Below are 18,649 nucleotides of genomic sequence, written 5' to 3' on the forward strand. Positions count from 1 at the left end.
CCATGGCGAATGCACGCGAGCAGGGCCTGGACTTCGATCTCAATTTCGACGTTATGGCCTGCCCCTCACCGGCCTATGTGGTGGACGACGCCCTCCTGCGCCGCAACCTGGAGCTGCTCGGGCAGGTCCAGGCGCGCAGCGGTGCGCGCATCCTGCTGGCCCTGAAGGGCTTCGCCATGTGGAACACCTTCCCGCTGGTGCGCCAGTATCTGGTGGGCACCACGGCCAGCGGGCAGGACGAGGCGCGCCTGGGGGCGGAGACCTTCGGCGGCGAGGTGCACTGCTACTCGCCGGCCTTCACCGAGGAGGAGATGGCGGTGGTGCTGCGCTACGCCGACCACCTGAGCTTCAACTCCCCGGGCCAGTGGCGGCGCTTCCGCGAGACCATCGCGGCGGCGCCGCGCCGGGTCTCCTGTGGCATGCGGGTCAACCCCGAGCACTCCACCGGGGCGGTGCCGCTCTACGACCCCTGCGCGCCGGGTTCGCGGCTCGGCACCCGGGCGGCCGACCTCACCCCCGAGGTGGTGGAGGGGCTCGAGGGGCTGCACTTCCACACCCTGTGCGAGCAGAACAGCGACGATCTGGAGTCGACCCTGGCGGCCTTCGAGGAGCGCTTCGGCCACTACCTCGCCGGCCTGAAGTGGGTCAACTTCGGCGGCGGCCACCACATCACCCGCGCCGACTACGACGTCGAGCGGCTGGTGCGGGTGATCTGTGGCTTCCGGGAGCGGCATCCGCACCTGACGGTCTACCTGGAGCCGGGCGAGGCGATCGCGCTGAACACCGGCTACCTGGTCTGCTCGGTGCTGGATATCGTCGAGAATGACGGCCCCATCGCCATCCTCGACACCTCCGCCACGGCGCACATGCCCGACGTGCTGGAGATGCCCTACCGCCCGCACATCATCGGCGGCGGTGAGCCGAACGAGAAGGCCCACACCTACCGCCTGGGGGGCATGACCTGCCTCGCCGGCGACGTGATCGGCGACTACTCGTTCGATGCGCCGCTTGAGATCGGCGACCGCCTGGTGTTCACCGACATGGCCCACTACACCATGGTCAAGACCACCACCTTCAATGGCATCCGCCTGCCGTCGATCTGCCGCATCGACGAGGCGAGCCGCGAGGTGAGCACGGTCCGCACCTTCGGCTACGTGGACTACATGCAGCGGCTCAGCTGAGCCGCCTGCCGCTCGACCCGCACCACCCAGAAGCCCCCTCGCGGGGCTTCTTTCATTTCTGCCCCGCGCACTTGCACTCCTGCCCCCCGGGGCTTCACCCCCGCCTCCCGGGCCTCTATGGTGGAGCAAAGCCACTGCCACAGGGAGTTCGTGATGACGCAGGCCGCAAGGTGCAGGGTCTACAAGTTCGGCGGCGCCTCGATCCGGGACGCCGACGCCATTCGCCGGCTGGGCAGCCTGCTGGCCGAGAAGGCGCCGCGGCCCCGCGCCATGGTGGTCTCGGCCATGGGCAAGACCACCAACGCCCTGGAGGCGCTGCTGCGGGCGGCCCGCGAGCAGGACGAGGCGGGGTATCGCCATCGGCTCACGGCGATCTGCGAGGACCACCTCGGCGTGGCCGAGGCGCTGTTCGGCCCGGGCTCGAGCGTGGCCGACGCGCTGGAACAGCGGCTGGCCGAACTGGACACCGCCCACGCCGCCCACCGCGAGGCGCCCTACCCCTTCCACTACGACCAGACCGTGGGCATGGGCGAGCTGCTCTCCACCACCCTGGTGGCCGCCTGGCTCAACGCGGTCGGCGTGGCGACCCGCTGGTGCGACGCCCGGGCGCTGATCGTCACCGACGAGCATCATCAGGCGGCCGAGATCGACTGGGCGACCACCCGAGAGCGCATCGCCTCGCTTGCCGCCGAGTGCGACGAGGTGCTGCTGACCCAGGGCTTCATCGGCGCCACCGCCAGGGGCGTCATGACTACCCTGGGCCGCGAGGGCTCCGACTTCAGCGCGGCGATCCTCGCTGAGGCCCTGGGTGCCGACGAGCTGACCATCTGGAAGGACGTGCCGGGGCTCTTCAACGCCGACCCGCGGCGCTTCGCCAATGCGCGCCAGATTCTCAGCCTGAGCTACGCGGAGGCCCTGGAGCAGACCTGGCACGGCGCCACGGTGATCCACCCGCGCACCCTGGCCCCGCTGCAGCGGGCCGGCATCCCGCTGACGGTGCGCTCCTTCCTGGACCCCGAGGCCCCGCCCAGCACCATCGGCCCCGAGGCGGGCGAAGGCGACCGCCAGCCCGCCTTCATGCTGCGCGACGACCAGGTGCTGCTCGATATCGCCCCCCGGGACGGCGGCTTCCTCGACGAGGCGCTGGTGGCCGAGGTGCTGGCCCGGCTCGCCGAGGCCGACCTGCACGCCAACCTGCTCGACATCGAGGCGCTGCGCCTGCGCCTGGTGGTCGACCACCGGCCCGAAAGGCTCGACCCCCTAGGGAATACGCTGGCGGAACGCTTCGCGCTGACCCGCCACGATGGCCTGGTGCTGCTCACGGTGCGCCACCCCGATGAGGCGCTGATGGCCGCCCTCGACGCCCATAGGAGCCGGCTCGTCATACGCTGCAACGCCACCACCGCCCAGCGGCTCTACCCCGCCGCCGAGTGTCCCGCCACCTGGCGGATTCCCGACTGAGCGCGAAGGCCGAGGCACCCTTACGCGATCTACACGCCCTGTACAGTGACACCCGCTCAGGACAAGCCGGGTCGAGGTCTCGCCCCAAAGCCCGTATCATGCCTTTCTAGCGATACCCGTGGATCCACCCCACACGACACACTGCCAACACGCAAGAGACGGAGGTCACAGCGTGAATCCCATGCGAGCCCTACCCCTGATGCTCGGCTGGCTGCTGATCGCCCTGCTGGCGCTCGCCGGGCCGGCGCAGGCCCAGCCCGCCGCACCGGACGGCCAACCCTCGGCCAATGCCGCCCTGGCCGACCTGCTCGAGAACGAGCAGAGCCGCCAGCAGCTGATCGACCAGCTGCGCGGCGCCGCCGATGCCGCGGCCGTCGAGCCGCCGCCGGAGCAGGCCCAGCTATCCCTCCCCCGCCAGCTGGCCGAGATCACCAGCCACGTGGCCAGCGATATCGGCAGCCAGTTCACGGCCATCGTCGGTGCCATCGGCGGCATGTTCGACAGCGACCTGGAGAGCACCTTCGACGTGGAGGCCTTCACCAGCGCCGCCATCAACCTGGGCCTGGTGATTCTTGCCACCTTCGTGCTGTTCATGGCCTTCCGCCGCCTGGCCCGGCCCCTGTTCACCGGCGTCAGCCAGTGGTCACAGAGCGGCGAGGGGCTGACGCCGGTGCTACGCCTGGTGATCTGCGTGGCGCTGGCCGCGGTGGTCGATGTGCTGATCGTCGCCTTCGCCTACCTGGGCGGCAACCTGATCGCCACCTTCGCCATCGGCGAGACCGGCGAGCTCTCCACCCGCGCCTCGCTCTTCCTCAACGCCTTCCTGGTGATCGAACTGCTCAAGGCGGCGGTGCGCATGCTGTTCGCCTCTCGCTACGAGGGGCTTCGCCTGCTGCCGATCTCCGCGGAAGAGGCCTCCTACTGGAACCGCTGGATCGCCCGCCTGATCGGCCTGGTGGGCTACGGCCTGATGGTGGTGGTGCCCCTGGTCAACGCCTATGTCTCGCCGGCCGTGGGCCAGGGCCTGGGCACCCTGATCATGGTGGGGGCCTTCCTCTACGCGGTGATCGTGGTGCTCAAGAACCGCCGGCGCCTGCGCGATGCCATCAACGCCAAGGCGGCGCAGACCACCATGACCGCCAGCCGCATCTCGCTGCAGCTCTTTGCGCGCACCTGGCACCTCTTCGCCCTGGCCTACTTCGTCATGGTGCTGACGGTGACCCTGACGCGCCCGGTGGACGCCCTGCCCTTCGTGCTCTTCGCCACCCTGAAGACCATCGCCGCCGTGGTGGTGGGCCTGCTGGTCTCCAGCTTCCTGACCCAGACCATCGGCCGGCGCATCCGGCTCTCCGATGACCTGCGTCTCAAGCTGCCGCTGCTGGAGCCGCGCCTCAACAGCTATGTGCCCAACGCCCTGCGGCTGATCCGCACCGTCATCGTGGTGCTGGTGATCATGCTGGTGCTGGACGCCTGGGGCGCCTTCGACCTGGCCGCCTGGTACGCCTCCGAGGCGGGCAGCGGCCTGGTCGGCAAGCTGGTCAGCGTGGCGATGATCCTGGTGATCGCCATTGGCGCCTGGCTTGGCCTGGCCAGCCTGATCGAGCACAAGCTCAACCCCGAGACCGGCACCGGCGAGCCCGATGCCCGCGCCAAGACCCTGCTGACACTGTTCCGCAACGCCCTGGCCATCGCCCTGATCACCATGACGGCGATGATCGTGCTGGCCGAGATCGGCATCAATATCGGTCCGCTGATCGCCGGTGCCGGTGTGCTGGGCCTGGCCATCGGCTTCGGCGCCCAGAAGCTGGTCCAGGACATCATCACCGGCATCTTCATCCAGGTGGAGAACGCCATGAACACCGGTGACGTGGTGACCGTGGGCGGCATCACCGGCACCGCCGAGCGCCTGAGCATCCGCTCGGTGGGCATCCGCGACGTCAACGGCACCTACCACATCGTGCCCTTCTCCAGCGTGGACACCGTCTCCAACTACATGCGCGAGTTCGGCTACCACGTGGGCGAGTACGGCATCGCCTACCGCGAGAGCATCGACGACGCCATCGTGGCGCTGCGCGAGGCCTTCGACGAGCTGGCGGCCGGCGACGACCACAAGATGAACATCCTCGCCCCGCTGGAGGTGGCCGGCGTCACCGCCCTGGCGGACAGCTCGGTGAACATCCGCGTGCGCATCAAGACCACCCCGGGCAACCAGTGGGCCGTGGGGCGCGCCTACAACCGCCTGGTCAAGCTGCACTTCGACGGCAAGGGCATCGAGACCCCCTTCCCCCACACCACCCTCTACTTCGGCGTGGGCAAGGAGGGCGAGGCGCCTCCCGCCAACCTGCGCATCATGCAGCAGAACTACGACATCGACGGGCGCCCCGGCGGCCAGCCCCGCTCCGGCGAGAGCAGCCGCGCGGGCGAGGAGGACCCGCGCTCGAAGCCCAACCCCGAGTTCAAGGGGGACTTCGACGAGGACTGAGCCGACGGCTCAGCACCCTCACAAGGCAAGGCGGGGCTGCCATCGGCAGCCCCGCCTTTGTTCTGCTGCACGGCGTCGCCCCGGGCCTCGCCGCGGCCGTGTCCCGCGGGCGCATGCCGGCAACAACGAAGAAGCAGGAAGCAGAAGCAAGGAAGAAACAGGAAGCCGAAAGCAGGAAGGGGGCGCCGGATGGCGCCCCCTTCTCGGGTGGTGGCAGGGCGGCCGGGGCCGCCCGGCCTCAGGCCGGCTTCTTCTCGTCGGCCTTCTCTCCCGCAGGCTTGCCGCCCTTGCCCGCGGCGTCCTCGGGCTTGGCTTTCGAGGGCGTCTTTTCGGCCAGCACGTCCTTGTCCTCTCGGGGCTGGGGCAGCGAGGGCAGCGACTTGTCGAGCAGCTCCACGCTCTGGCGATAGTAGAGCTGGCTCTTGTTGTGCTCGCCCAGGTTGGCGTAGAGCCGCGCCAGCTCGGCACACACCACGCCGCTGGGGCGCTGGCGCTGGCTCGCCTCGAAGTACTCCTGGGCCTTGCCCCAGTAAGCGTTGCGCAGCGCCAGGCGACCCAGCGTCAGCAGCAGGTCCGGGTCGTTGGGCCGCTCCTGCAGCCACTTCTCGGCGGTCACCAGCTGGCGCGCGGCATCCACGTCGAGCAGGCCGTAGCGCAGCACCAGGCGGCTGTCCCAGTGCTCCTTGAGGGAGTGGCGCAGCAGGCGCTCGGCGATGGGCTCCTGACGACCGCGCACCAGCGCCTCGGCGTAGAGCACGATCAGGTCGATGTTGCCGCGCAGGTGGTCGGGCATGTCGGCCCACAGGCCGCGCACCTTCTCGATATCGCTACCCTCGCGGGCCTCGCGCACGATCAGCTCACGGTAGGCGCGCTGCTCGAGCTGGTCGCGCTCCTCCTTCGAGATCAACTGCTGGGCGCCGAGGCGCGGCATCAGGCGGCGCAGGCCGTCCCAGTCGCTGACGCTGAGGTAGGCCTGCTTGAGCTGCTTGAGCACCTGGGGATGGTTGGGCAGCTGGCGGTCCAGGCGGGTGAGGATCGCCAGGGCCTCCTCGTACTGCTGGCGGTCCAGCATCAGCTGGGCCTGCATCATGCCCACCGCGGTATCGGCCCCCTCGGTGCTCAGGTGCGCCCGCTTGAGCAGGGTGTCGGCCTGGTCGAAGCGGCCCTGATAGTGGGCCGCCAGCGCCGCGGAGAGGTAGTTGACCAGCGGGGTGCTGGAGTCGTCCGCCGCCTTGACCAGCGACTTCTCCGCTTTCTTCCAGCGCCCCTCGGCCAGGGCCACCAGGCCGCGCACGGTACGCTTCATGGCGTTGCGGTTGCGGGCGCGGCCGTTCCACGTCTTGAAGTTGGAGACCGGATGGAGCAGATGCCCCAGCAGGCGCAGGACGAAGTGCAGCACCAGGAAACCGGCCAGCAGGATGACCAGGCCGAACCAGAAGGAGGTCTGGAAGGAGGTGTCGCCGACCCGCACCAGCCAGTAGCCGGGCACCGCCATCATCAGCTGGCCGAAGAGCGCGCCGAGCGCCAGGCCCAGAACGACAAGTAGGATCAGCTTTCTCCTGCGTCATCTCCCCGGCGCGACTCGAAGCGGCGCTCGATGAAGGTGGCCAGGGCCTGCTGGGAGCCGCTGATGTCCGGCAGCTCCGGGCGAATCGCAGCAGCCTTGAGCTCCCCCAGGCGCTCGACGACCGACTGCACGCCGGAGGCGGAGGTGTCGTAGTAGCCCTCGATCAGAGTCAGGGCCTTGTCGAGGCTCGCCTCGAAGAGCTCCTGCTCCTCCTTGAGCAGCGCCAGCTGGGACTGCTCGATCACCAGGCGCACGCTCTGGCGCAGGTAGGATTCCTGCTCGGGGGTGATCAGCGCCTCCAGGTCGGCGTCATGGTGGCGGATGGTGACCAGCTCCTTGAGCTCCTGGCCGAAGCGCGAGAGCTGCTGCTGCCAGGTACCGCTGGGCGCCTCCGTGATGCCGGAGCGCACGGTGACCTCCTCGATCTCCTGGGAGAGCGGCTGGCGGGCGATCTGCTGCTGCTGAGCGTTGAGAGCCAGCCACAGGCCGGTGCGGTCGACCCGCGGCACGGCCTCCAGGGCGGCCAGCTCGCTGGCGATCTCGCGGCGTACCGGCACCAGGGCGGGGTTATCCGCCTCGCGCAGGCGCTGGTCGGCGGTGCGCAGCAGGGCGGCTGAGCCCTCGACGTCGCGCTCGAGCTGCAGGCGCTGGTTGGCCAGGCGCAGCAGGTAGGCGGCCTCGGCGTGCAGCCAGTCGCGCTCGTCGGCCTCCTGCTCGCTGGAGAGCTCGTCGAGCACCCGGTCTAGGGTCTGGTTGACCTCGCCGCGATAGTCGGCGAACTCGCCCTGCAGGCTGGCGATGGCGGCGTCCAGGGCGGCGTCGCGCTCGCGCTCGCCCTCGTCCAGGCGGCTCTCCAGGCCCGCCAGGTCGGCGGCGCTGGCGAACTGACCGGAGGCGGACTCCAGCTCGGCGATGCGCGCCTGCTGGGCCTCGAGCTTCTGCCACGCCTGCCAGCCGAACAGCACCACGGCGATAGCCAGCAGGATCACCAGCACGATGGCGGCGAGGCCCGCCTTGCCGCCCTTGCCGTCACCGCCGCCAGCCGGGCGAGCCGCGGCACCCGCACCGCTGCCGCCAGACACCGGCCGGGGCTCGGCGGGCTTGCCCTTGTCGGCAGCGCCGGCGGCCTTCTCGCCGCTGGCGGCCTGGGAGGCGGCCGGCTTGGCCGGCGGGGGCGTGCTGCCGGCCGCCGTGGCGTCCGACTTGCCTGAGGCCTGGGCCGGCGTGTCGCCCTTGCCGGCGGCGTTGCCCGCCGCCGGCTTCGGCTCGGGGCTCTCCGCCGGAGCCGGCTGAGCCGAATCCTGGGAGGCCGCGCTCTGGCTGGCCTTGTCGTAGCGCCGCGAACGTCGCCGGTTCTGGTGATTGCCCTTCCCGGCGTCGCCGCCCGAGGTCGCCGATTGCGCGCCGTCAGACGCCTTCTGTTCGTCCTGCTCGTGTGGTTGCTTGCTCATCTTGTCGCTAGCCCTTTTCGAGATCGTCTTGATCGACATCGGCTTCCTGCGAGTGACAGGCGGCGGCCAAGGCCGTCGTCAGCGCGGTCGGCGTGGCGCCGGACGCCACGACAGGGGCACGAAACCCCAGCTTGCCGGCCAGTGTAGCCAACCGGGCGCTGGAAACGATTAGCGGTTGGTTCAAGGCGGCACCTGTGCACCATCTTGCCAGATGTTCGAGGATTTCTCCGCTGCTGACCACCAGGGCGCGAAAGTCGCCCCGGGCCAGGCGGCGCTGCATGTCGGGAGAGGGGGAGAGTGGGGTGCGGCGATAGACCGCCAGGCGGGTCAGGCGGGCGCCGCGCGCGGCGAGGGTCTCGGCCTCGGCCAGCAGGGTGCGCCCGCCCTCGCCGGCCACCAGCAGGATCTTCTCGCCGTCGAGGCGCTGCAGGGAGCCCAGCTGCAGCAGCGCCTCGCTGGTGTCCTCGCCGGCCGCGGCAGGCGGCACATGCACCCGCACGCCGAGCGTCTGGTGCAGGGCGGCGGCGGTGGCCGCCCCCACGGCGTAGTAGTCGATGCCCACGGGCAGCTGCGGCCAGTAGCGGTCCAGCGCCTCGGCCAGACACTCGGCGGCGAAGGGGCTCACCACCACCACCCGCCGGAACTGGTCGAAGTCGAGCCAGGCGGCGCGCTGCTCCGGCGTCTCGGGCAGCGCCTCCAAGCGCAGCGCTTCGAGGCGGGCCACCGGCAGGCCGCGGGCCTCGATGGCCGCGGCCAGCACGTCGCCCCGCTCGCCGGGGCGTGTGATCACGACCGGCTGGGCCCCCATCAGCCGGCGCCGTAGACCTCGGCGAGGATCTCGCCGGCGCCCATCTCGAGCAGCTCCTCGGCGACGCGGATGCCCAGCGCCTCCGGCTCGTGGATGGAGCCACGCCCCTCGGCGAGCAGCACCCGGCTGCCGTCCGGGGTGCCCACCAGGGCGCGCAGCCACAGGGTCTGGCCGTCATTCTCGAACACCGCATGGCCGCCGATGGGGACCTGGCAGCCGCCCTCCAGCCGGGTGTTCATGGCGCGCTCGGCGCGCACCCGGGTGGCGGTGTCGGGGTCGTCCAGAGGCGCCAGCAGACCGATCAGCTCGGGGTCGTGGAGGCGGCACTCGATGCCCAGCGCCCCCTGGCCGCAGGCCGGCAGGCACACCTCGGGGGGCAGCTCCATGGCGATGCGGTCGTCGAGGCCCAGGCGACGCAGCCCGGAGGTGGCCAGGATGATGGCGTCGAACTCGCCGGCGTCGAGCTTGGCCAGGCGGGTCTGGACGTTGCCGCGCAGGGAGAGGATCTCGAAGTCCGGGCGCGCCTCCTGCATCTGCAGGCCGCGGCGCAGGCTGGAGGTGCCGATGCGCGCCCCTTCGGGCAGCTCGTCGAGGCTCCGGTAGTGGTTGGAGACGAAGGCGTCGGTGGCCTCGGCGCCGGCGAAGATCACCGAGAGGCCGAGCCCCTCGGGGAAGTGCATCGGCACGTCCTTCATGGAGTGCACGGCGATGTCGGCGCGGCCGTCGAGCATCGCCTCCTCCAGCTCCTTCACGAACAGCCCCTTGCCCCCCACCTTGGCCAGCGGCGTATCGAGGATCTTGTCGCCGCGGGTGGACATGGCCACCAGCTCCACCTCGAGGCCAGGGTGGAGCTCCATGAGGCGGTCGCGGACATGTTCGGCCTGCCACAGGGCCAGTTGACTCTTGCGGGTGGCAATACGCAGCTTGGTGATGGCTTGCACGAAGTTCTCCCTGTACCGGTTCCCCTGCCGGCGTCCAGCGTCGCCGGCGCCCGGTGGTATTGGCATTCTCTAGAGCATATCGGCTGTCATCATAAAGCACCCGGCAGGGCAGGAGAAATCGACGCCCCGGGCGCCCCCTCGCCACGCCGACGGACTCTGGTACACTGCCCGGCATGTCCAGCCAGCGCCGCCGCGGCGGCGCCGGGGCCCTGTGGCCCCGCTTCACCGCAACCCGTTACGCAGGATGCCCAGTCCGATGAGCGCAGATTCCACCACCGCCGGCACCAACCAGTCCGGGGGCGGCCGCTTCAACGAGCCCACCGACGCCTTCGTGGCCCGCTTCACCGCCTCGGTCGACTTCGACCAGCGCCTGGCCTTCCACGACATCCAGGGCTCCATCGCCCATGCCACCATGCTGGCACGGGTCGGGGTGCTCAGCGAGGCCGAGCGCGACGCCATCGTTCAGGGCTTGACCGAGATCGCCGGCGAGATCGAGCGCGGCGAGTTCCAGTGGTCGGTGGCGCTGGAAGACGTGCACATGAACATCGAGGCGCGCCTCACCGACAAGATCGGCATCACCGGCAAGAAACTGCATGCATACCGCCGCTCCCGCAACGACCAGGTGGCCACCGACATCCGCCTCTTCCTGCGCGACGAGATCGACCGGGTGGCCGCCGAGCTCGCCCGCCTGCGCCGCGGCCTGATCGAGCTGGCCGACCGCGAGGCCGACACCATCATGCCCGGCTTCACCCACCTGCAGACGGCCCAGCCGGTCACCTTCGGCCACCACCTGCTGGCCTGGCACGAGATGCTGGCCCGCGACCACGAGCGGCTGCTCGACTGCCGCCGCCGGCTCAACGTGATGCCGCTGGGCGCCGCCGCCCTGGCCGGCACCACCTACCCCATCGACCGCCACGTCACCGCCGAGCTGCTGGGCTTCGCGCGCCCCGCCGAGAACAGCCTGGACGCGGTGAGCGATCGCGACTTCGCCATCGAGTTCACCGCCTTCGCCAGCCTGCTGCTGATGCACCTGTCGCGGATGAGCGAGGAGCTGGTGCTGTGGACCAGCGCCCAGTTCGACTTCATCGACCTCCCCGACCGCTTCTGCACCGGCTCCTCGATCATGCCGCAGAAGAAGAACCCCGACGTGCCGGAGCTGGTGCGCGGCAAGACCGGCCGAGTCTACGGCCACCTGATGGGCCTGCTGACCCTGATGAAGTCCCAGCCGCTGGCCTACAACAAGGACAACCAGGAGGACAAGGAGCCGCTGTTCGACGCCGTGGACACCGTCAAGGACTGCCTAAAGGCGTTCGCCGACATGGTGCCGGCCATCGAGCCGAAGAAACCGCAGATGGCCGAGGCGGCCCGCCGCGGCTTCTCCACCGCCACCGACCTGGCCGACTATCTGGTGCGCCGTGGCGTGGCCTTCCGTGACGCCCACGAGATCGTCGGCCTCTCGGTGGCCTATGGCATCCGCGAGAGCAAGGATCTCTCCGAGATGAGCCTCGAGGAGCTCCAGCAGTTCTCCGACGTCATCGAAGGCGACGTCTTCGAGGTGCTGACCCTGGAGGGCTCGGTGGCCGCCCGCAACCATATCGGCGGCACCGCCCCGGATCAGGTGCGCGCCGCCGCCCAGCGCGCCCGCGACGCCCTGGCCGCGATGGAGAGCGCCCCGGAGGCCGGCGCCTGATGCGCCGCCTGGCACTCGCCGCCCTGCCCCTGGCGCTGGTCATGGCGCTGGGCCTGGCCGGCTGCGGCCAGAAGGGCCCCCTCTACCTGCCCGATGACGAGCAGGCGGCCGAGCAGTACGGCCCCCGCGACGCCGCCACCGCCCCCGACGACAGCGAGACCTAGGCATGGATCATTTCGAGTACCGCGACGGCGTGCTCTACGGCGAGGAGGTCCCCCTGACCCGCATCGCCGAGCAGTTCGGCACGCCCTGCTACGTCTACTCCAAGGCCACCCTGGCCCGGCACTTCCGCGCCTATACCGAGGCGCTGGGCGGCCATCCCCACCTGATCTGCTATGCGGTGAAGGCCAACTCCAACCTCGCCGTGCTGGGCCTGCTGGCCCGCCTGGGCGCCGGCTTCGACATCGTCTCCGTAGGCGAACTGGAACGGGTACTGGCCGCCGGCGGCGACCCCGCCAAGGTGGTCTTCTCCGGTGTCGCCAAGCAGGAGGCCGAGATGGCCCGGGCGCTGGAGGTGGGCATCAAGTGCTTCAACGTGGAGTCGCGCCCCGAACTCGAGCGCCTCAATGAGGTGGCCGGCCGGCTCGGCAAGGTGGCCCCGGTGTCGCTGCGGGTCAACCCGGACGTGGATGCCGGCACCCACCCCTACATCTCCACCGGGCTCAAGGACAACAAGTTCGGCATCCCGGTGGACGAGGCGCTGGCGGTCTACGAGCTGGCCGCGAGCCTGCCCCATGTGAAGGTGATCGGCCTGGACTGCCATATCGGCTCCCAGCTCACCGAGCTCGCGCCCTTCCTGGACGCCCTGGACCGCCTGCTGGTGCTGCTCGAGCGCCTGCGCGAGCGGGGCATCGAGGTGGAGCACCTGGATCTCGGCGGCGGCCTCGGCGTGCCCTATCGCGACGAGCACCCGCCGGCGCCCTTCGACTACGCCTCGGCCCTGCTGGAGCGCCTCTCCCGCTGGGCGGGCAGCGAGCGATTGACCCTGCTCTTCGAGCCGGGCCGCTCGATCGCCGCCAACGCCGGCGTGCTGCTGACCCGGGTGGAGTTCCTCAAGCCCGGCGAGACCCGGAACTTCGCCATCGTCGATGCCGGCATGAACGACCTGATCCGCCCCGCCCTCTATCAGGCCTGGCAGGCGATCCTGCCGGTGGATACCCGCCGCGCCCGGGAGAGCGCCACCTACGACGTGGTGGGCCCGGTGTGCGAGACCGGCGACTTCCTGGGCAAGGAGCGGGAGCTTGCCATCGCCCCGGGCGACCTGCTGGCGGTGCGCTCCGCCGGCGCCTACGGCTTCGTGATGGCCTCCAACTACAACAGCCGCCCGCGCCCCGCCGAGGTGATGGTGGACGGCGAGTCCGCCCACCTGGTGCGCCGCCGCGAGCGCCTCGAGGAGCTGTGGGCCGGCGAGGCGCTGCTGCCCGACGACGAGGAGGGCGCGCGCTGATGCTGCTGCACTTCACCAAGATGCACGGGCTGGGCAACGACTTCATGGTGCTCGACCTGGTCACGCAGCGGGCGCGCCTGCAGGACGACCAGATCCGCCGCCTGGCCGACCGCCGTTTCGGCGTCGGCTTCGACCAGCTGCTGATCGTCGAGCCGCCCCGGGACCCGGACATGGACTTCCGCTACCGGATCTTCAACGCCGACGGCAGCGAGGTGGAGAACTGCGGCAACGGGGCGCGCTGCTTCGCGCGCTTCGTGCGCGACCAGCGCCTGACCCACAAGCACGAGATCCACGTGGAGACCGCCGGGGGCCCGCTGGTGCTGCTGGTGGAGGACGACGGCCGGGTGCGGGTCGACATGGGCGAGCCGCGCTTCGCCCCCGAGGCCCTGCCCTTCGACGCCGCCGAGGATCGCCCGCTGCACCTCCTGGCGGTGGACGGCGAGCGCGTCGAGATCGGCGTCGTCTCCATGGGCAACCCCCACGCGGTGCTGCGGGTCGAGGACGTCGACCGCGCCCCGGTGGCGCGCCTGGGCCCGGCCATCGAGTCCCACCCGCGCTTTCCGAAGCGGGTCAACGCGGGCTTCATGCAGGTCGTTTCCCCCCATGAGATCCGCCTGAGGGTCTTTGAACGGGGCAGCGGCGAGACCCTGGCCTGCGGCACCGGCGCCTGCGCCGCGGTGGCCAGCGGCATCCGCCAGGGGCTGCTCGAAAGCCCGGTCACCGTGCACCTCCCCGGGGGCGACCTGAGCATCGAATGGGGAGGCCCCGGCACCTCCCTGGCCATGAGCGGCCCCGCCGAACGCGTCTATGACGGCCGCATCATCCTGAACTGAGCCCACCGGGCCGACCGCCGAGGAATCCGCATGTCACGAGCCGCCCCCGAACCGCGCAAGACCCTCGACCCGGACCGGGTCGCCGAATGGCTGGCCACCCACCCGGACTTCTTCGTCGGCCGCGAGGGGTTGCTGCAGCAGCTGCGCGTGCCGCACCCGGAGGCCCGCGGGGCCACCTCCCTGCTGGAACGGCTGGTCCACGACCTGCGCACCCGTGCCGAACAGGCCGAGTGGCGCCTCGAGCAGTTGCTGGAATCGGCCCGCCACAACGAGGCCCAGTACCGACGCACCCGGGAACTGGTACTGGCCCTGCTGGAGGCCGAGGACAGCGATGCCCTGGGCCAGGCCCTGGCCACCCAGTTCTGCGAGCGTTTCTCCACCCCGGCGGTGGCGCTGTGGTGCCCGGCCAGCCTCACCGACGCCGAGCCCCAGCCGCCTCAGGCGCCACGCCAAGTGCTCGACGAGCACGCCGGCTCACGCCTGGCGGCCCTGCTCGACGGCCGCACCAGCCGCTGCACCCGGCTCACCCCCACCGACTGGAAGCGGCTGCTGCCCCATACCACGGCGCCACGGCGCTCCGGCTCCTGTGCCATCACCCGGCTGACCCTGGGCGAGCCGCTGGGCTACCTGGTGCTGGCCAGCCCCGACGCCGATCACTTCCGCGCCAGCATGGATACCCTGTTCACCGAATACGTGGGCGACGTGGTGGCCCGGCTGCTGGTGCGCCACGCCGGGCGCCATGACTGAGCGCCCCCCTGCCACGCCCCTGGCCCGCGAGGTCGAGGCCTTCCTGGCCGGGCTCGCCCGCACCGCGAGCCCGGCCACCCTGGACGCCTACCGCCGCGACCTCGCCGCCCTGCTGGCCTTCCTCGCCGAGCGCGACATCGACGACTGGAACGGGTTCGACGCCGCCCTGCTGCGCCGTTTCCTCGGCGGCGAACGCGCCCGCGGCCTGGCCCCGCGCAGCCTGGCCCGGCGGCGCTCGGCGATCTCGCGGCTGGCCGACCACCTGGTGGCCGCCGGTCGGCTGACCCACAATCCGGTGGCCCTGACCCGGGCGCCGCGCCAGCCGCGCCACCTGCCGCGGCCGGTGGACGTCGACCGCCTGAAGGGCTTCCTGGAGACCCCTCACGACGGCTCGCCCCTGGCGGTGCGCGACCAGGCGATGCTGGAGCTCTTCTACTCCAGCGGCCTGCGCCTGGCCGAGCTGGCGGGCCTCGACCTGACCGACCTGCAGCCCGAGCGGGTGCGGGTGCTGGGCAAGGGCGGCAAGCCCCGCCAGGTGCCGGTGGGCCGCCATGCGCGCCGCGCGCTGGACACCTGGCTCGCCCTGCGCGAGACCCTGGCGGCGCCCGGCGAGACGGCGCTCTTCGTGGGCAAGCGCGGCACCCGCCTCGGCCACCGCGCCATCCAGCAGCGCCTGGCGCTGATCGCTCGCCGCCGCGGCCTCGACGAGCACCTGCACCCCCACCGCCTGCGCCACTCCTTCGCCAGCCATCTGCTGGAGTCGAGCCAGGACCTGCGCGCCGTCCAGGAGCTGCTGGGCCACGCCAACCTGGCCACCACCCAGGTCTATACCCGCCTCGACTGGCAGCACCTGGCGGGCAGCTACGACGCTGCCCACCCGCGGGCGCGGCGCCGGCCCGCCGCGGCACCCGACGAGGAACCATCGTGAGACTCGAGGCGATCACCTTCGACCTGGACGACACCCTGTGGGACAACGGCGGGGTGATGCGACGCACCGAGGAGGGCCACTACGCCTGGCTGGACGCGGCGCTGCACGCATGGCTGGAAGGGCGGAGGCAAGATCGGCTGGAAGAGCGCCTCGGCGGCCACGCCGACGGGGCAGAGCCGTCAGGCGCCCGCGGCCGCTTCGCCGAACGCTTCCCCCTGGCGGCCTTCATCGAGCGCCGCCTTCGCCTAGCCGGCGCCCACCCGCTGCGCCGCGGCGACTTCACCTGGCTGCGCCACCGTGCGCTGACCGAACTGCTTAACGAGTATGGCCTGGCCGCGGAGCACGCCGACCACTGGGCCAGCCGCGCCATGGAGCGCTTCATGGTGCTGAGGCACGAGGTCACGCCCCATGAGGAGGTGGACGAGCTGCTGGACGAGCTGGGCAGGCGCTACCGGCTGGCCAGCATTACCAACGGCAACGTGGAGATCGCCCGCCTGGCGCTGGGGCGCCACTTCCCGGTGGCCATCGCCGCCGGGGAGCTGCTCGCCCCCAAGCCCGACCCGCGCCCCTTCCTGGCCGCCCTGGCCCGGCTCGGCACCCCGCCATCACGGGCGCTGCACGTGGGAGACTCCTGGGCCGAGGATGCCCTGCCGGCGCGACGCCTGGGCATGCAGGCGGTCTGGATCGGCCCGGACGACCGCGACCTGCCCGCCGGCATCCACCGCCTGGACCATGTGCGCGAGCTGCCGACGCTGATCCGCTGGCTGGAAAGGCAGCGATAGCGAAAGGCGCCGGTAAATCTTTGAGCGATGTATACGTCTGCGATAGCGCTGGGAACTAGTCCAGCAGCCAGGCGTCCAGGCGCGCATGCGCCTCCTCGACGCCCTGGCCCTTGAGCGACGAGAAGAGCTGGATGCTGACCAGGTCCTCCCACTCGCGCAGGCGCGAGCGCACCTGCTGCAGGGCGCTGGCCGCCGCGCCGCGCTTCAGCTTGTCGGCCTTGGTGAGCAGGATATGCACCGGCATCGCCTTGTCATCCGCCCAGCCCAGCAGGGTCTGGTCGAACTCCGAGAGCGGGTGGCGCACGTCCATCACCAGCACCAGGCCGCGCAGCGAGGCGCGCCGCTGCAGGTAGTCCGAGAGGTGGCGCTGCCACTCCAGCTTGACCTGCTCGGGCACCTTGGCGAAGCCGTAGCCGGGCAGGTCCACCAGGCGCCGGTCGGCATCCTCGCCCAGGGTGAAGAAGTTGATCAGCTGGGTCCGGCCCGGGGTCTTGGAGGTGCGCGCCAGGGCCTTCTGGCGGGTCAGGGTATTGATGGCGCTGGACTTGCCGGCATTGGAGCGTCCGGCGAAGGCCACCTCGGCACCGCTGTCGGGCGGGCACTGGGCCAGGGTCGGGGCGCTGGTGAGGAAACGGGCGGTCTGATAGTTTAGTCGCGCCATGGCGATGACATCCTGACGATGGTCGAAGGGAGACGGGGCGCGGCTTGCATTCCCGCCGCCGGGGTGATTCGGTATAATGCAGTGTCTTTTGTCTGCGACCCGGGGCACGCTAGTGTACCACCGCGCCCTCGACGTCCGCGAACCGCCGGCGCCTGCGCAAGGCCCCGGGCAGGCTCGCGATCCGGGCGGCTCCCAGGGTACGTACCGGTCAACAATGTAACGGCAAAGTGGATTAGCGATGAGAAAGTTACTGGCAAGCCTGGCATTTACCATGGGCGCCGTCGGCGCCGCCCACGCCGACCTGGAGGCCGACGCCGATGCGGCGGCAGGCCGCGAGAAGGCGCAGAGCTGCGCCGCCTGCCACGGCCCGTCCGGCATCAGCCCCTCCTCGGCCTTCCCGCATCTCGCCGGCCAGCAGATGTCCTACACCGCCAAGCAGATCATGGACATCCGCGACGGCCACCGCCCGGTGCCCCAGATGGCGGGCCAGGTGGACGACTTCTCGGACCAGGACGCCTGGGATGTCGCCAAGTACTTCGCCGAGCAGGATGCGAACCTGGGCCAGGTCGATCCCGACAACACCGAGCAGCTGGCTCGCGGCGAGGAGCTTTACCGTGCCGGCGACCTCTCCAGGGGCATCCCGGCCTGCGCCGCCTGCCACACCCCCACCGGGGAAGGCATCGGCAGCGCCGTCTACCCGGCGCTCTCCGGACAGTTCGTCGAGTACACCGTCGCCACCCTGCAGGCCTTCGCCTCCGGCGAGCGGGCCAACGACCCGGCCAACATCATGCGCGACATCGCCGCCAAGATGAGCGATGACGACATGGAAGCCGTGGCCAACTACATGTACGGCCTGCACTGAGTCCGGCCCGTCGCAGGCAGCGACGCCACGCTCAGTTCTCGCCAGGGCGGCCCTCGGGCCGCCCTTGTCGTATCATCGAAGGCCCGGCCGCCACCGGGGAACCCTCGGTGGCGAACGCGCTCAAAAGCAGCGACGCCCGGCCTCGCCGGATCATCCAAGGAGAGAGTACGTGATGTTCAAGCCCCTGATGTTCGCCCTTGCCGGCCTCGGCCTGTCGAGCCTGGCCACCGCCTCCCCGCTGGTCGAGGGCCAGCACTACGAGGTGCTGCCCCAGCCCGTCGAGACCCGTGTCGCCGAGGGCCAGATCGAGGTCACCGAGGCGTTCTGGTACGGCTGCCCGCACTGCTACAACCTGCAGCAGCACGTCACCGCCTGGTACGAGACCCTCGATGAGGACGTCAGCGTGGTGCACCTGCCCGGCACCATGGGCGGCGACTGGAACAAGCACGCCGCGGCCTTCTACGCCGCCGAGGAGCTCGGCATCGTCGAGGCGGTCCACGCCGACTTCTTCGACGCCATCCACCAGCAGAACCGTCGCCTCACCGAGACCGATGACCTGGCCGACTTCTTCAGCGGCTATGGCGTCAGCGAGGAGGAGGCTCGCCAGGCACTCGGCTCCTTCGCGGTGAAGAGCAAGGTCAACCAGGCCCACTCGCGGCTGCGCGCCATGCGCCTGATGGGGGTGCCCGCCCTGGTGATCGACGGCCGCTACCTGGTCACACCCAGCAGCGCCGGCAGCCTCTCCAACATGCCCCAGATCGCCGACGCGCTGATCGAGAAGGTCCGCGAGGAGCGTGGTGACAGCTGA

17 protein-coding genes are annotated in these 18,649 nt (G+C 70.8%); 12 read left to right on the forward strand and 5 right to left on the reverse strand.

What is annotated here, in order from left to right:
• Positions 1 to 2 precede the first annotated feature (2 nt).
• The 3 genes from nspC (at position 3) to ybiO (ending at position 5,124) form a co-directional block, all read left to right on the forward strand.
• Positions 3 to 1,181, forward strand: a complete 1,179-nt coding sequence (gene nspC / locus B6N23_RS09275) for a carboxynorspermidine decarboxylase (protein WP_305498076.1) — start codon at positions 3 to 5, stop codon at positions 1,179 to 1,181.
• Between the two features lie 153 nt (positions 1,182 to 1,334).
• Complete coding sequence (locus tag B6N23_RS09280) at positions 1,335 to 2,642, forward strand: aspartate kinase (protein ID WP_305498078.1); 1,308 nt, start codon at positions 1,335 to 1,337, stop codon at positions 2,640 to 2,642.
• A 181-nt stretch (positions 2,643 to 2,823) separates the two neighbouring features.
• Positions 2,824 to 5,124: a mechanosensitive channel protein gene (ybiO, locus tag B6N23_RS09285; protein ID WP_439649815.1), complete on the forward strand. Its 2,301-nt coding sequence runs from the start codon at positions 2,824 to 2,826 to the stop codon at positions 5,122 to 5,124.
• Positions 5,125 to 5,362: 238 nt separating this feature from the next.
• On the opposite strand, the gene B6N23_RS09290 is transcribed toward ybiO, so the two are convergent.
• Genes B6N23_RS09290 through hemC form a run of 4 tightly spaced genes read right to left on the reverse strand, consistent with a single transcriptional unit; the run spans position 5,363 to position 9,891 of the window.
• Positions 5,363 to 6,676 (reverse strand): heme biosynthesis HemY N-terminal domain-containing protein, encoded by a 1,314-nt coding sequence (locus B6N23_RS09290; RefSeq protein WP_439649845.1) that lies wholly within the window; start codon positions 6,674 to 6,676, stop codon positions 5,363 to 5,365.
• A complete protein-coding gene (locus B6N23_RS09295; RefSeq protein WP_305498089.1) occupies positions 6,673 to 8,142 on the reverse strand; it encodes a uroporphyrinogen-III C-methyltransferase in 1,470 nt (489 codons plus the stop codon). The genes B6N23_RS09290 and B6N23_RS09295 overlap by 4 nt, the downstream gene beginning before the upstream one ends.
• Before the next feature lie 7 nt (positions 8,143 to 8,149).
• Positions 8,150 to 8,950, reverse strand: coding sequence for a uroporphyrinogen-III synthase (locus tag B6N23_RS09300; protein ID WP_305498092.1), 801 nt, complete (start codon positions 8,948 to 8,950; stop codon positions 8,150 to 8,152).
• Positions 8,950 to 9,891: a hydroxymethylbilane synthase gene (hemC, locus tag B6N23_RS09305; RefSeq protein WP_305498094.1), complete on the reverse strand. Its 942-nt coding sequence runs from the start codon at positions 9,889 to 9,891 to the stop codon at positions 8,950 to 8,952. The genes B6N23_RS09300 and hemC overlap by 1 nt, the downstream gene beginning before the upstream one ends.
• Positions 9,892 to 10,147: 256 nt before the next feature.
• On the opposite strand from hemC, the gene argH reads away from it, so the two are divergent.
• Genes argH through B6N23_RS09340 form a run of 7 tightly spaced genes read left to right on the forward strand, consistent with a single transcriptional unit; the run spans position 10,148 to position 16,318 of the window.
• Positions 10,148 to 11,581, forward strand: a complete 1,434-nt coding sequence (argH, locus tag B6N23_RS09310; RefSeq protein ID WP_305498096.1) for an argininosuccinate lyase — start codon at positions 10,148 to 10,150, stop codon at positions 11,579 to 11,581.
• Entirely contained in the window at positions 11,581 to 11,745 is a 165-nt protein-coding gene (gene lptM / locus B6N23_RS09315; protein WP_119022655.1) for an LPS translocon maturation chaperone LptM, read from the forward strand. The genes argH and lptM overlap by 1 nt, the downstream gene beginning before the upstream one ends.
• 2 nt (positions 11,746 to 11,747) lie before the next feature.
• Complete coding sequence (gene lysA, locus B6N23_RS09320; RefSeq protein WP_305498099.1) at positions 11,748 to 13,028, forward strand: diaminopimelate decarboxylase; 1,281 nt, start codon at positions 11,748 to 11,750, stop codon at positions 13,026 to 13,028.
• Complete coding sequence (gene dapF / locus B6N23_RS09325) at positions 13,028 to 13,861, forward strand: diaminopimelate epimerase (RefSeq protein WP_305498101.1); 834 nt, start codon at positions 13,028 to 13,030, stop codon at positions 13,859 to 13,861. The genes lysA and dapF overlap by 1 nt, the downstream gene beginning before the upstream one ends.
• Before the next feature lie 30 nt (positions 13,862 to 13,891).
• On the forward strand, positions 13,892 to 14,608 hold the full coding sequence (locus B6N23_RS09330; RefSeq protein ID WP_305498103.1) for a DUF484 family protein: 717 nt from the start codon (positions 13,892 to 13,894) through the stop codon (positions 14,606 to 14,608).
• Positions 14,601 to 15,536, forward strand: coding sequence for a tyrosine recombinase XerC (locus B6N23_RS09335; RefSeq protein WP_305498106.1), 936 nt, complete (start codon positions 14,601 to 14,603; stop codon positions 15,534 to 15,536). The genes B6N23_RS09330 and B6N23_RS09335 overlap by 8 nt, the downstream gene beginning before the upstream one ends.
• Entirely contained in the window at positions 15,533 to 16,318 is a 786-nt protein-coding gene (locus tag B6N23_RS09340; protein ID WP_369424480.1) for an HAD family hydrolase, read from the forward strand. The genes B6N23_RS09335 and B6N23_RS09340 overlap by 4 nt, the downstream gene beginning before the upstream one ends.
• 55 nt (positions 16,319 to 16,373) lie before the next feature.
• Here B6N23_RS09340 and yihA read toward each other — a convergent pair whose 3' ends face one another.
• Positions 16,374 to 16,979 (reverse strand): ribosome biogenesis GTP-binding protein YihA/YsxC, encoded by a 606-nt coding sequence (gene yihA, locus B6N23_RS09345; protein ID WP_119022661.1) that lies wholly within the window; start codon positions 16,977 to 16,979, stop codon positions 16,374 to 16,376.
• Between the two features lie 238 nt (positions 16,980 to 17,217).
• On the opposite strand from yihA, the gene B6N23_RS09350 reads away from it, so the two are divergent.
• Entirely contained in the window at positions 17,218 to 17,841 is a 624-nt protein-coding gene (locus B6N23_RS09350) for a c-type cytochrome (protein WP_169955974.1), read from the forward strand.
• A gap of 172 nt (positions 17,842 to 18,013) precedes the next feature.
• Positions 18,014 to 18,649, forward strand: coding sequence for a thiol:disulfide interchange protein DsbA/DsbL (locus tag B6N23_RS09355; RefSeq protein WP_119022663.1), 636 nt, complete (start codon positions 18,014 to 18,016; stop codon positions 18,647 to 18,649).

It is taken from the genome of Halomonas alkalicola, from assembly GCF_030704205.1.
GTDB classification, from domain to species: Bacteria; Pseudomonadota; Gammaproteobacteria; order Pseudomonadales; family Halomonadaceae; genus Halomonas; species Halomonas alkalicola.

Coding starts and splice junctions, on each gene's coding strand:
- lysA (WP_305498099.1), top strand. CDS start 11,748: ATGGATCATTTCGAGTACCGCGACGGCGTGCTCTACGGCGAGGAGGTC.
- B6N23_RS09295 (WP_305498089.1), bottom strand. CDS start 8,142: ATGAGCAAGCAACCACACGAGCAGGACGAACAGAAGGCGTCTGACGGC.
- B6N23_RS09300 (WP_305498092.1), bottom strand. CDS start 8,950: ATGGGGGCCCAGCCGGTCGTGATCACACGCCCCGGCGAGCGGGGCGAC.
- lptM (WP_119022655.1), top strand. CDS start 11,581: ATGCGCCGCCTGGCACTCGCCGCCCTGCCCCTGGCGCTGGTCATGGCG.
- B6N23_RS09350 (WP_169955974.1), top strand. CDS start 17,218: ATGAGAAAGTTACTGGCAAGCCTGGCATTTACCATGGGCGCCGTCGGC.
- B6N23_RS09335 (WP_305498106.1), top strand. CDS start 14,601: ATGACTGAGCGCCCCCCTGCCACGCCCCTGGCCCGCGAGGTCGAGGCC.
- yihA (WP_119022661.1), bottom strand. CDS start 16,979: ATGGCGCGACTAAACTATCAGACCGCCCGTTTCCTCACCAGCGCCCCG.
- B6N23_RS09355 (WP_119022663.1), top strand. CDS start 18,014: ATGTTCAAGCCCCTGATGTTCGCCCTTGCCGGCCTCGGCCTGTCGAGC.
- B6N23_RS09330 (WP_305498103.1), top strand. CDS start 13,892: ATGTCACGAGCCGCCCCCGAACCGCGCAAGACCCTCGACCCGGACCGG.
- nspC (WP_305498076.1), top strand. CDS start 3: ATGGCGAATGCACGCGAGCAGGGCCTGGACTTCGATCTCAATTTCGAC.
- ybiO (WP_439649815.1), top strand. CDS start 2,824: ATGCGAGCCCTACCCCTGATGCTCGGCTGGCTGCTGATCGCCCTGCTG.
- argH (WP_305498096.1), top strand. CDS start 10,148: ATGAGCGCAGATTCCACCACCGCCGGCACCAACCAGTCCGGGGGCGGC.
- dapF (WP_305498101.1), top strand. CDS start 13,028: ATGCTGCTGCACTTCACCAAGATGCACGGGCTGGGCAACGACTTCATG.
- B6N23_RS09280 (WP_305498078.1), top strand. CDS start 1,335: ATGACGCAGGCCGCAAGGTGCAGGGTCTACAAGTTCGGCGGCGCCTCG.